At 40.4% G+C, this 13,663-nt stretch carries 9 protein-coding genes and 1 riboswitch; of the genes, 4 read left to right on the forward strand and 5 right to left on the reverse strand.

Translation table 11 applies throughout. The annotated features are described in order from the left end of the window. Positions 1 to 199: 199 nt before the first annotated feature. Both L2735_RS06505 and L2735_RS06510 read right to left on the reverse strand, forming a co-directional pair. Positions 200 to 649, reverse strand: a complete 450-nt coding sequence (locus L2735_RS06505) for a hypothetical protein (protein ID WP_248983935.1) — start codon at positions 647 to 649, stop codon at positions 200 to 202. A gap of 338 nt (positions 650 to 987) precedes the next feature. Beyond that, the gene (locus tag L2735_RS06510) at positions 988 to 1,479 is read right to left on the reverse strand and encodes a DUF1097 domain-containing protein (protein ID WP_248983936.1); all 492 of its coding nucleotides are present in this window, start codon (positions 1,477 to 1,479) and stop codon (positions 988 to 990) included. A 468-nt stretch (positions 1,480 to 1,947) separates the two neighbouring features. Between L2735_RS06510 and L2735_RS06515 the strand changes: the two genes are divergently transcribed. Beyond that, positions 1,948 to 3,291, forward strand: a complete 1,344-nt coding sequence (locus L2735_RS06515; RefSeq protein WP_248983937.1) for a coproporphyrinogen III oxidase family protein — start codon at positions 1,948 to 1,950, stop codon at positions 3,289 to 3,291. Positions 3,292 to 3,669: 378 nt separating this feature from the next. On the opposite strand, the gene L2735_RS06520 is transcribed toward L2735_RS06515, so the two are convergent. Further along, positions 3,670 to 4,170, reverse strand: a complete 501-nt coding sequence (locus L2735_RS06520) for a TlpA family protein disulfide reductase (RefSeq protein WP_248983938.1) — start codon at positions 4,168 to 4,170, stop codon at positions 3,670 to 3,672. Between the two features lie 336 nt (positions 4,171 to 4,506). On the opposite strand from L2735_RS06520, the gene L2735_RS06525 reads away from it, so the two are divergent. Both L2735_RS06525 and L2735_RS06530 read left to right on the forward strand, forming a co-directional pair. Next, positions 4,507 to 5,427 carry an alpha/beta fold hydrolase gene (locus tag L2735_RS06525; protein WP_248983939.1) on the forward strand — a complete coding sequence of 307 codons (921 nt, stop codon included), beginning with the start codon at positions 4,507 to 4,509 and terminating at the stop codon, positions 5,425 to 5,427. A gap of 247 nt (positions 5,428 to 5,674) precedes the next feature. Then, the gene (locus L2735_RS06530; RefSeq protein ID WP_248983940.1) at positions 5,675 to 7,465 is read left to right on the forward strand and encodes an acyl-CoA dehydrogenase C-terminal domain-containing protein; all 1,791 of its coding nucleotides are present in this window, start codon (positions 5,675 to 5,677) and stop codon (positions 7,463 to 7,465) included. Between the two features lie 292 nt (positions 7,466 to 7,757). Here L2735_RS06530 and L2735_RS06535 read toward each other — a convergent pair whose 3' ends face one another. Continuing rightward, on the reverse strand, positions 7,758 to 8,336 hold the full coding sequence (locus tag L2735_RS06535; protein ID WP_248983941.1) for a thymidine kinase: 579 nt from the start codon (positions 8,334 to 8,336) through the stop codon (positions 7,758 to 7,760). Between the two features lie 407 nt (positions 8,337 to 8,743). On the opposite strand from L2735_RS06535, the gene L2735_RS06540 reads away from it, so the two are divergent. After that, on the forward strand, positions 8,744 to 10,879 hold the full coding sequence (locus tag L2735_RS06540) for a M3 family metallopeptidase (protein ID WP_248983942.1): 2,136 nt from the start codon (positions 8,744 to 8,746) through the stop codon (positions 10,877 to 10,879). Positions 10,880 to 11,108: 229 nt separating this feature from the next. Here the strand turns inward: L2735_RS06540 and L2735_RS06545 are convergent, their stop codons facing one another. Then, positions 11,109 to 12,665, reverse strand: coding sequence for a Na+/H+ antiporter NhaC family protein (locus tag L2735_RS06545; RefSeq protein WP_248983943.1), 1,557 nt, complete (start codon positions 12,663 to 12,665; stop codon positions 11,109 to 11,111). 77 nt (positions 12,666 to 12,742) lie between these two features. Then, positions 12,743 to 12,964, reverse strand: a riboswitch (Lysine riboswitch). Positions 12,965 to 13,663 lie beyond the last annotated feature (699 nt).

Here is a 13,663-nt window from a genome sequence, read left to right on the forward strand (position 1 = left end):
TACATTCTTTTTAAAACAAATATCTTTAATTAACATCAATACTGATAGCGAGTTTATAACCATTTCATATCAATTTTAATGGTCAAATAAACCTTTGCATTTGAAGTTCAAATACAAGGTAAAGCTGTGATACAACTTAACTGGTAGTTACGGAACCTATTCGATTTCGTCGGTCAGGCCTGAACAAGTTCCGCTTATCTTATTTCAAGATAATTTCTCGCATTCTATATTCACCGGTTAGGGTTCTTACTTCTGGGTACTTGGCTGAAATTTCATTCGACATTTTCTCATCTGACTCACTCCATTTCTCCATGAACTTTTGATATTTAGCCTTGTTAGGTTCCAAATCCTCTGCATTCTCAAAGCTCACCACCAGCAGCATGTTAAAATCACCACTGGTAGGTAAATCACTACCATAAATTTTCCAATCTTTAATAAATCCAAGCTCTTTTTGAATTTTGACAGCTTTTACCCAACTACTTTGTAAGCCTGCTAAATAGATATCGCCCATGTTAGGGTCAACCTTGACGGTCGTCATCATCATTAATTCAGTGCCTATATCATAATCTTCGTATACCTCTAATCTATCCTTTGAAAAAACAGAACTACTCACTAATACACATAATGCCATTATTAAGGTCTTGTTCATTTCGTTCACTCCTAATAGTTAACTAAATTAACCTGCTCATTTTTTAACCAAATAAGCTTAAAGAGTATAGTCGAAAGGGTTATAAACACATGACAAAATATAAACGTGTGGCTTATCAGTTTATTAGAAATAATTAGCAGCATTTATCTTTTCTAAAAGTAAAACTAAAGTGATACAAACATCTGATGAATAAGGATATAAAATATGGACAATGCAAAATTACATTTATCCTTTAACAAAGGATATACAGTCATAACACAATTAAAAACGCCGCTAAAAAGCGGCGTTTTTATGGTTACTTAACTATCACTTTAGACTTACTTAAAAAGCAATCAATATTAAAGCTCTTTGGCAGTATTAGTCGTAAATAACCCTTGGATTTTAGGTGTTATTGTAATCAGCTGAGCGGTTAATACACTCATGCTATAACCGAGCGTGGCACCTATCAGTAATGGCGGTAGTATTGCGACTAAATCAGCGCCTAATGCAAAGGTAATGCAGCAACCGATAAAGGCACCAGGAATAAAGGCTAGCTTTTGATAACTGGCTTGTAAGCACATCGCTGCGGTAGCAATACCAGTAATCGCATATCCAACCATAGGCGAAACAAAGAAGCCACTACCTGAAATAATCAACCAGCCCCAAAATACGCCTGATAAATTGGTGCTCATAGCCATAAACATGCCTTTGACGCCTGTTTCTGTCTGTGCGAAGAAAGTACTACAACTTAGAAAACCGACCCAAGTGACTAATTGAAATACATCTGCAACCCCTGCCCATAATGCGGCTAGTAATCCAGCTGAAATAGCGATTTGCCAACGATGTTCCATAGTTAACCTCTTGATTATAGTTCCCATTAAAAAACTTAGCGTTCTTTAATTTGTACAATACCAAGTAATTTACGCTATTTTGCTGATAAACAAAAGCGATCTAGCACCAACTTTGATGAATAAATCGGCAATTAACTATTCCAGCACCTCTTTGTATTCAATATTACTAATTCAAGATACTTTTTAATTATATGCTCAATATTGTTTTTTAAATTAATTAAAAACTTAAATGAGAATAATTAGTTAGATAAAGAATTGAATTTGTCGCCAAACAAGTGATAGGCATCAAATTTTAGCCATTCAGTTGTTCATTTTTTGTAGATATTTGTATTTTCATGCTTTGAGCAACAGTTTGGAATGATTAGCTAATTTAGGCTGATATCAATCTACTGAATTAGCACAAAGCCAATGACTGTTGTTTTCTATATGAATACACCCGTTGGTAAAATTGAAGTCTAAAGGCAACTCATGAAAAAATATTTATCTACCTCAAGGTTGAACCTAGCCGCTAGCAGTCTTGACTGGGTAATGGGCATGACCATTAAGCAGTCTTTAAGCTTAAAAGATGCTGTGGCGTTAAATGATGTAACTAAATTGGCTATCCCAGATAAACCCATTGAGACCCTGTATATCCATATTCCTTTTTGTCACACCCTTTGTCGTTTTTGCTCATTTCATAAAATTAAATTCAATGAAGGGGTCGCTAAGGCATATTTCAAAGCCTTAAGACAAGAGATCCGTACCGTCATCGCCCAAGGATATCGTTTTAATCGAGTTTATATTGGCGGCGGCACCACGACGATTTTAGAAGACGAATTGATTGAAACAATCGAGATGATCAAATCAATCACGACAGTTCGTGAAGTGTCCTGCGAGAGTGACCCAATCTATTTTAAAGAAGGTAACCCGCATTTACTTAAAGGCTTAGTCGATCGTATGTCGATTGGTGTGCAAAGCTTTGACGATAAAATCTTAAAAGCCAGTGGCCGATTTGAAAAGTTTGGTAGCGGACTACAACAAGCTGAATATGTTAGCCGCGCTATTGAAGTTATCCCAACCGTCAATCTAGATATGATGTACGGTTTTAAAATGCAAACGCCTGAAACCGTTGCTAATGATTTAGCCCAAACCATACGACTCAGCCCAGATCAAATTACCACTTATCCGCTTACTGTTGGTATTGGTCAAAACCGTAAAAAAGCCGGTTGTTTAGCGGGTAATCCTGAAGATTTATGGCCACAGTTTTTAGCTGTGAAAGAAGCCATGGGTGAACGTTACATTATGGAGTTTCCGTGGACATTCAGCCGTAACTTCGGCCAACCGGTTGCAAATAAATATGTGTTAGATGGTGAAGATTGCTTTGGTGTGGGTTCTGGTGCTTTTGGACGCTTTGGTGAGCAGTTTAGGATTTCAAGCTTTGATATTCCTGATTATATTAGTCGAATCAATGCTGGGCTCTCTGGCACTTGCTATACTAAACCGTTAGAAAATAAAGCTTTATTGCAGCATCATTTAATGATGATGATGGGTCATGGCTTGTTAGATAATCAACAATTTAAAGCCCACACGGGTAAATCTCTTTGGCAAGCCTTCCCGCTAGAGATGAGTTATTTAATTTCAGCAGGCGCACTGACTAAACAAGGCAATAATTACCAAACGACAACCGAAGGCCAATTTATTGCACTTAAGATGTTTTCTGGTTTCTTGGCTGGTATGGATTACTTGCGCGAACAAGCAAGAGAATTACCACTCACCATGTCAGTGGCTGAAACTGAAGACGATAGCCAAGCTTCTTCGATTATCACTTCATAACAGGCATTTGCTGACATACTAGCTCATGCCTAAAGTCATGTCTCATGCCTTATCAACTCGCAATCACTATTATTGCGAGTTGATACTCTATATAGCAATCTTATACCCAAACAACTTGAAGATACGTGTTTCAGAGCTTCACCGTGTTTTCAATACTAGGCGCGTTAATGCGGTAATGTAGGTACCTTATAAATTAGCGCAACAACGTAGTGGGAACACGGTGAAACTCCCTGAGGGCAAGTTTTACACGCGTTTATGCTGCGTTATTGATTTTGAAAAGGGAATAACCATTACCCGCAATCAATGTCTTGCCTAAACGCGTGTAAATTCTTGCTGAAATCGAGCATCTTCAAGTTGTTTGGGTATAAAGCCTTATCATTACTCAGATAATAAAAATTCAATCGCTTGGTCCAACTTAGGTGAATCAGGATCTGAAATCCGTGTAAGCCATACTAATTGCCCTGCACGGTTAATAAATACTGTTGTTGGTGTACCTGTTACGCCGTAAAGCTGTGCAACACTGTCACCTTCTACCAGAGTATTCATGCCAATACCTCGCGCTTTTAATACTTGTGCAGGCTTAGCACCTTTATCCTCATTAAAGCTTATGGCAATCATTTCAAGGTCGCTATCAAGATTAGCTAATCGTAATCGCTCAAGGCCAGGTTGCAGTTTTTTACAATAAGGGCACCACGTCGCCCAAAAATGAATCACAATCGGTTTGCCTGCATGTTCAGCCAGTGACCACTCATTACCTTGTGCATCATTAAGAACAAAAGATTTCGCCTGTGGAAATTGATGCTCAGGCGTCGATTGTGAGTCGTCGGCAATAACCCCAGCAGAGAACAAAATAACTAAGGTAAATACACTGAAAATCATTATCACCCTCAACAGCTCCCGATGCAGTGAGTTAACATTTGAGAATCCATGGTGCGTCGATGAGTTAACAGAGCATTTTAAAGCGCTCGCTGATGTTTGACTGAGTTCACTGTCTTTAATCCATTTCATAAGTATTCAATCCTAATAAAGTTGCAAACGGGAAGCGTTATTGCACTCTCAAATATCAAGACCGCTTGGCGTTAGATTTCTATTCAAATCCATTTAATTTAAGCACTCATATTTTGTAGCACTTTTTATTGACCTCTAGATCCATAAGTGGTTTTACAAACTGGTCTAATCGGGTTAGATTTACATAAAAAAAATAATGGTTTATATATGCAGACGTTAACTAAGTGGTTGAATGAAGGATATTTTCATAAACACTCATTTGCTAAAAACTTTGAAAATAATGTCTTTGTAAAACAAGCTGGAGATAAGACTAAACCCACTTTACTGCTGATCCATGGTTTTCCCACCAGCAGCTATGACTGGCAGCCAATTTGGGATGAGTTAACGCATCATTTTCATTTAGTGACCCTAGACATGATGGGCTTTGGTTACTCAGATAAACCTACCGACTTCCCTTACTCTTTTGATGCTCAAGCTAATCTCATTGAAGATGTCCTCACATCAATCGAGATTCAACAAGTCCATATTTTATCCCATGACTACGGTAACACTGTCACTCAAGAATTATTAGCAAGACAAGTTGATGCAAAACAAAACAACAGCTCGCGTCCGTTTGAAGTGTTGAGCAGTTTATTACTGAACGGTGGCATTTTCCCTGAGGTGATCCACCCAATTCTGATCCAAAAGTTATTACTCAGCCCAATAGGGTTTATCGTGGCGAAAGCGATGAGTTATCGCGCCTTCAAACGTAACTTCGACGATATCTGTCATATTCGTATTGATGAACTAGAGCTGCGTAAATACTGGCAATTGATCCAACACAATCAAGGGAATCGTATCTTTCATAAACTGATTCAATATATGAAAGAAAGAGTAAAACACCGTGACCGCTGGGTGGGCGCTTTAATTAATAACCAACAACCGATGCGATTTATTAATGGCTTAGAAGACCCTATTTCAGGCAGAGACATGTTAAAACGCTACCAAGAACTGATTAACCAAGCTGATGCCGTTAGCCTTGAAAGAGTGGGACATTACCCTCAAGTTGAAGCGCCAGAACTTGTGCTCGAACATGCTTTCTCTTTTTGGAAATCTCATAAAATCATCAACGGCTTAGCTTCAGAATAAATAAAGCTGAGTTTTTACTCGAAATTGGTTAAGGTAGTTTTATTGCTTAATAATTAAGCTAAAAATCACTAAAAAATCTTTTGTAATCAAGGTTAGACGTTCAATCACTAGTACTATAAATAAATCAATAACTAGTACTAGAAGTCAATAACTAGCAATTTAGTAGAAAGAACAGTAATGGATTCTGTTAACCCTGCTTAAGTGGTATCGGCAGTTTGACAGAGAGTAAACAACAAAGGACCGTATTATGCCGATTTATCAAGCTCCCCTTCGTGACTATCAGTTCATCTTATCTGAGTTACTCAATATTTATCAGCAAACAGATCTTAAAGGTTTTGATGAAATAGACCCCGAACTGACTGATGCAATTTTACAAGGCGTTGCAGACTTCACCACTGATATCATGTTGCCATTAAATGCCTCTGGCGATCTTGAAGGCTGTCAGCTAGAAAAAGGTAAAGTGATCACCCCAAAAGGATTTAAAGCTGCTTACCAGCAATATATTGATGACGGCTGGGCAACGCTAACCTGTGATCCTGAATACGGCGGCCAAGGTTTACCTGAAGTCATTGGTACCTTTGCCACCGAAATGAAAACAGCCACAAACATGGCCTTTGCCATGTACCCAGGGTTAACCCATGGCGCTTATTCGGCAATTCATGTTCATGGCAGCGATAAGCTTAAGCAAAAATACTTAGAAAAATTAGTCAGTGGCGAATGGACAGGTACCATGAATCTCACTGAATCTCATGCAGGTACTGATTTAGCCCTGCTGCGCACTAAAGCAAAACCATTAGGTGATGATAAATTTGCCATAAGCGGCGAGAAGATATTTATCTCATCTGGCGATCACGATTTAGCAGAAAATATCATTCATCTGGTGCTTGCAAAACTGCCAGACGCACCTGATGGCGTGAAAGGTATTTCATTATTTGCAGTGCCTAAATTCATGGTCAATGATGATGGCTCCCTTGGTGAAGCCAACACCTTAAGTGCCACTGCGCTTGAACATAAAATGGGCATTCACGGTAACTCAACTTGTGTAATGTTATTTGATGGCGCGGTGGGCGAATTAGTCGGTGCGCCGCATCAAGGCTTAAAAGCTATGTTCACTATGATGAACCAAGCTAGACTCGGTGTCGGAATACAAGGATTGGGTGTATCAGATATTGCCTATCAAAATGCACTGGTATACGCCAAAGAGCGTATTCAAGGCCGAGCACTATCAGGCGTCAAACAAGCTGACCAAGCAGCAGATCCGATTTTAGTCCATGGCGATGTACGCCGTATGTTGTTGTCGCAAAAATCATTCAATGAAGGTACCCGCGCATTAATGGGTCAACAGGCATTATGGCTAGATCAAGCTGAGCGTCATACCGATCCAGTTAAAGCAAAGCAGGCCTCTGCCCTCGCCGCACTATTTACCCCTATCGTTAAAGGTTTCGTCACCGACCAAGGCTTTAAAGCCTGTGTTGATGCGCAGCAAATCTATGGCGGTCATGGCTACATCAATGAATGGGGCATGGAGCAATTTGTACGTGATATTCGTATTGCAATGATTTATGAAGGCACTAACGGCGTTCAAGCATTAGATTTAGTGGGTCGTAAATTGTTATCTGATAAAGGGGCAACATTAAGCCTATGGTCTGACATGGTGAAGCAGTTTATTGGTGAGCACAGCACTAATGATGCTATGAAGCCATATATTGCAGGACTCATGGATGCTGCCGGAGATTTAGAAAAAGCCACTGGTTTTATCGCGAAATCCGCTGCCACTAACCCAGATATGATTGGCGCAGCTTCAATGCCTTATATGCAGTTATTTGGTATTAGCGCACTTGCTTGGATGTGGGCACGCATTGCTGCCACTTCACTTAAAGCCATAGAGGCTGGCACTGATGAACAGGCTTTTTATCAAGCTAAGTTAAACACAGCTAGCTTTTACATGAACTATTGGGGTTGTAAAACCCGTAGCTTACGAAAGCAAGTAGAAATGAGTAGCGCTGAAATTGCAGCCTTTGACGAAGCAGAGTTTTAAATTGCTGGTATTTTTAATGCCGCGATATCTTTAATGCCGCGATATCTTTAAACTCTTGGCATTATGTAAATGACATCTGGGTAATTTGCAAACAAAAACAGCGCCATTAGACGCTGTTTTTTTATATTCTAAACCAAGTTTAAACTCGTATTTAAACTAGGTTTTAAACTAGGTTTTAAACTAGGCTTTAAACTAGGTTTTAACTTTGGTTTTAACTTTGGTTTTAACTTTGGTTTTAACTTTGGTTTTAACTTTGGTTTTAACTTTGGTTTTAAACTGTGCGTCAAACTAGTTAATCCCAAAGAAACTCACGGAAATGCTTACGGCAAACTGACTCGTAGCTTTCATTACCACCAATAGCCACCTGCTCACCTTCGCGCATAGGCTTGCCATTACCATCAAGACGCACCACCATATTAGCTTTACGGCCACAATGGCAAATGGTTTTTAGCTCAACCAATTTATCAGCCCAAGCAAGTAAGTACTGACTGCCACTAAATAGCTCACCTTGGAAATCGGTTTTAAGGCCGTAACACAATACAGGAATATCGAGGTTGTCGACCACATGAGTCAATTGCTTCACTTGCTCTTTACTCAAAAACTGCGACTCATCGATTAAAATACAATGTAGCTTTTGGGTTTCAAGTTCGGTTTCAATCATTTTCGATAAGTTATCTTCAGCGCCAAACACTTGCGCCTCGGTTTCAATCCCTATTCTTGAAGCAACCTTCCCCACACCGTATCGATCATCGATTGATGCAGTCATTACCAGCGTATTCATGCCGCGTTCACGGTAGTTATAAGATGACTGAAGCAGTGATGTTGATTTGCCGGCATTCATTGCCGAATAATAGAAATAGAGTTGTGCCAAAACAGAAGATCCTTATTGTTATAATCGCGCTTAGTTTATCATTGAATCGTTTTATAGATAAGCCATCAAGGGATGAAATACCGTGAAGCAGCTAGCACTCTTTCTTAACCTCTGACAGCAATAAGCAATAGGCTGTTATAACGCAATAAGCTTTTTATAAAGCGCTAGCTTGACTCCCTCGCTGTGAAGTTGATAACAAACATATCATCGCTAGCGCAATACCATCTTGCTATTGCGCTCTGCTTTTATTAACAAAACTTACATTTTGAAATAAATTAGATCACAGTTTTTAAGTCTTCCTTGCTCACAATTCCTACAGGCATCACGAAACAGTAAAATCTTCATATACGATTAAGAAACAATTGATAAATTGCACAAACAATTATAATTAAGGAAGTAGAAAGTCGATGCATAAATCTATTGTCGCTGTAGCTATTGCTACTACCCTTGCATTAAGCGGATGCAGTCACACCCAAACTGAAGCGGAACAACAAGGTGCCCAAGTGCAACTACAAAATCCATTGCTGCAAGCCAGTTCACTGCAATATCAAGCGCCTGACTTTAGTCAGTTAAAAGATGAACATTACTTACCAGCATTAGAGCTTGGCATGGAGCAGCACTATCAACAAATTCTTGATATTGCAGCGAACCCAGCAGAGCCGACTTTTGAAAATACCATCGTCGCAATGGAAAAAAGTGGTGCCTTGCTTACCCGTACTTCAAGCATTTTTTATAACTTAACGGGTTCGAATAGCAATCCAGAACTTCGCAAAGTACAAGGTATTATGGCGCCGAAAATGGCAGCCCATTCAGATAACATCAATCTGAACCCTGAGTTATTTAGCCGCATTCAAGCAATTTACGATACGCGTACAACAAGCGCTTTAACCGATGAAGAAGTACGCTTGGTGGAAGTTTATCACCAGCGTTTTGTACTTGCTGGCGCTCAGTTAACAGAAGCTGAAAAACAACAAATTCGTGAGCTCAATGAAGAGCAATCAACAATCACTAACGAATTTGCGCAAAGATTACTTAGGTTAAGTAAAGAGATTGCCGTTAAAGTGGATGATGAAGCGCAACTTGCCGGCTTATCACAATCAGCTATTGCGGCGGCTAAAGCTGATGCAAAAGCTGCAGGTCTTGAAGGTCAGTTCCTACTCAATATCACTAACACCACTCGTCAACCGGTATTATCTCAACTTGATAATCGTGAATTACGCCAGCAAGTTTGGGAAGCCTCAGCTAATCGTGGCTTAACGGGTGATAACGAAACAGCATCATTGGTTGCGCGTTTAGCTCAGCTTCGCGCTAAAAAAGCCAAACTCTTAGGCTTTGATACTTGGTCTGATTACCGTTTAGCGCCGCAAATGGCAAAAACACCTGAAGCGGTATACGACATGTTTGGCTCTATGGTGCCTGCGGTCGTTAAAAATACCCAACAAGAAGCGGCTGATATTCAAGCCATGATTGATAAAACTGGCGGCGACTTTACCTTAGCACCTTGGGACTGGGCTTATTATGCTGAGCTAGTACGTAAAGAAAAATTTGACTTAGATTCTGCTTCGATTAAGCCATATTTTGAATTCAACCGAGTCCTAGAAGATGGGGTTTTCTTTACCTTACAAGAACTTTACGGCGTTACGCTCAAGCCACGTCCAGACTTACCTGTCTATCATCCCGATGTAAAAGCTTACGAAATGTTTGATGAAGATGGCTCAAGCATGGCCATCTTTTACGCCGATTACTTTGCTCGTGAAGGCAAGCGTGGGGGGGCGTGGATGAGCTCTTTTGTCGGTCAATCAGAGCTACTCAATCAAAAGCCTGTCATCGTTAATGTGATGAACATTAAAAAAGCACCAGAAGGCGAGCCAACGTTTGTTAGCTACGATGAAGCCACGACCATGTTCCATGAAATGGGCCACGGAACCCACGGTATGTTCTCGAAAGTAAAATACCCATCACTTGCTGGCACCGCGGTGTCACGTGATTTTGTGGAGTTTCCATCAACCTTTGAAGAAGATTGGGCTGCGCACCCTAAAGTGTTAGCAAACTATGCCAAGCACTACGATACAGGTAAACCAATCCCTGAAGACTTGCTGCAAAAACTGTTAGCATCGCGAAGCTTTAATCAAGGGTTCGATACTTTAGAGTATATGTCGGCAGCGCTGCTTGATTTAGAATGGCACGCCTTAGATGCTGATGCACCACTGCAAGATGTGGCAAAATTTGAAGCCAATGCACTTAAGAAACACGGCGTTGATTTACCTGCTGTACCACCACGTTACCGCTCAACTTACTTTGCTCATGCCTTCCCAGGTGGTTACTCAGCAAGTTACTACGCTTACATGTGGAGTGAAATCTTAGCAGCTGATGCCTTTGCTTACGTGCAAACTCAAGGTGGTTTAAACCGTGAGATAGGAATGAAGTTTAGAAAGACCATTCGTGAAGTCGGAAATAGCGTACCGCCAATGGAAGCTTACCAAAACTTCAGAGGCCAAGCACCAACCACTGATGCACTACTTGAGCGTCGTGGCTTAAACTAATCGCACAAAGCGACTAATAGCTTCAAGCTAATATTTGTTTCAAGCTGCTATTTGTTTCAAAATAGCTATTAGTTTCAAAAAAGAGCAAATACAAAAATGCCACTCAATTGAGTGGCATTTTTTATGAATGTTCCTTGAGGATAAAGCCTATAAACAGGAACTTATTAATTCAAGTGACTAATTCAAGTAACTACTTCAAGAAGCTAATTCAAGTAACTAATTCAAGTAACTACTTAGTAGCAACTTTAAGTCCTAATATCGCCAATACGAATAACACTGAGCAAGTGATGAAGCCCATGGCAACAGAACCGGTAAAACCTAGCACTGTGTAACCGACTAAACTTAACACCGCCACAATAATCGCATAAGGAAGCTGAGTCATAACATGGTCTAAGTGATGACAGCTCGCCCCTGTTGAAGACAAGATAGTGGTATCTGAAATCGGTGAACAATGATCACCAAATACAGCGCCAGATAACACAGCTGCCAGCATAGGTAACATCATCGTACTGTCACTGCCCATCGCCATATCTGCAGCGATTGGTAACATAATACCGAATGTCCCCCAGCTAGTGCCGGTAGAAAATGCGGTTAAACCAGCAAGCAAGAATAATACTGCAGGCAATAAAGCAAACGGAATATTACCTGTTGCAAGGCTTGCCATGTACTTACCGGTTTCAAGCTCACCAATGACTGATGCGATAGTCCATGCAAATAACAAGATATAGATAGCCGGTAACATCGACTTAGCGCCAAGTTTAAGGCCTGTAAACATCATGCTAGTACTGATTTTTTGTTGAATAGTCAGTAATACTGTTACCACTAACCCAACAAGCGAGCCGTAAAATAATGATTCGCTCACTTCGGTGTTTTCAAATGCACCTAGTATGCTGAACTTAAGGCCTTCGCTAGCAAGTGCGTCAGCACCTGTTGAAACCATAAAATAAATCGTTGCGGCAACTAGGACAAAAATCGGTAAGAACAAGCCCATGATTTTACCAGTATCAGCTTCTGGTAAATCGGCTGTTGCTCCAGGTGGTAAACCTTTGCTCTCGTCAAACAGCTCGCCTTTTTGTGCATTGCGTTCATGTTGACGCATCGGGCCAATATCTAAACCAAAGATAGCCACACAAAGTAACAATAGTAAGGCAAAAATGGCGTAGAAATTCATCGGTACCATTTGTAAGAAAACACTTAAATGACCAGTATCAGCAAAACCATGAGCCGTTAAAATACCGCCAATTAATGCAATGATATATGCACCCCAGCTAGAAACTGGCGAGATGACACAAATTGGTGCTGCTGTTGAATCTAATAAATAAGCGAGTTTAGCGCGTGAAATATGATAACGGTCAGTAATAGGGCGAGCGATTGAACCGACAACAATACTGTTAAAGTAGTCATCAATAAACACAACACAACCTAAGAATATCGTCATAAGCTTTGCATCGCGTTTATTACGAATGCGTTGATGCGCCCAATCAGCGAATGCACGAGCAGAACCACTGACAGTGATTAATGCGGTGATCATGCCTAATACGACTAAGAAGCCGATGATCTGTAAATTCCACGCATTAAGTGCGCCATCGTCCCATACTAAGCTGGTGACTGTACTGAAAAGGTGGCTTGCTGCAGCGCCGAACGAAAAGTCACTTAAAAGCACAACACCGGCAAGAATACCTAGGCCCAGTGAAAGCAGAACTCTACGGGTAACTACAGCTAAAATAATTGCCACTACTGGAGGCAAAAGCGAAAGTGCCGAATCGGCATAACTTGTTATCATCATTTTTTATATTTTCTTCGTTGAGTACGAATGGAGGATAACTGATAAGGCAAGACGACGCAGAAAGCGAAGACAAGGTTCTTTTCAGTAGCACTCCACAGTAATATCGATATCAACATCGATATCCATTGTTTTATCCTCACGGATAAAAATTACTATGACAGTGCAGCCCCTTTCGGGAAACTGCCCCAGCAAATGGTTTTGATAGAACCTATTCGCTTCGGCACCAAATCCTTTCAAATTAAGTTATTGGTATCACCCAACTTAACGTTACTGATATTTGATGCGCCTCTACTTATGATTCAGCATTGAGAGAGCCTTAAACAGTGCCCTCTGCTGTCACACGCCACTATACAAACATAAGCGCGAGGTTAATTACCAGATAAAAGTAGCTTATCTTGTGAGAAATAACATCACAATCAAAAAACACCACAGTAGCTTATCAGTGGTGTAACGAATTGTTAGCAAGCGAGGGTTTAACCATCAATTGCTGGCATATAAACTCAATTAGACTCACTTAGGCGTACCTTAGTTAAAAACGCTTTTATTTCAACTCACCGACATGACGCTTTAATCGTTGATATACCGCCGTGTGTTCAACGACATCTCGTTACTAGCAAGTCGATTGCCTACAGCGAGTTCATCGACTCAGTCACTCCTCTTTAAACACAATTCGGTATAAGAGCTTGTTACTACAATTAGGAGCTAGCTAGTTACTAAAATCTGCAACTAAAGTCAGTGCGCGGCATGTAAGTCGTAATCATTAGGACCTGTTGATCTTTCAAGGTTTTTTTGCAGCGAATTGTTGGCCATTTATACAAGGCAGAGACTTTGTGGTGTAGTTATTCTACATAAAAAGTCGATAACGCAGTAAAAATCGCCAACAAACGCTGCCCAAAGGGTTCGACTAAAAGCGTTTTACTCTTTGTTGGATGCATCTTTGTGAATAAAGTGGCGCTTAGATGACTAGGCATCAATCCATCCGCCTCAATTAAAACGCT

The organism is Shewanella olleyana (assembly GCF_023283825.1).
GTDB classification, from domain to species: domain Bacteria; phylum Pseudomonadota; class Gammaproteobacteria; order Enterobacterales; family Shewanellaceae; genus Shewanella; species Shewanella olleyana.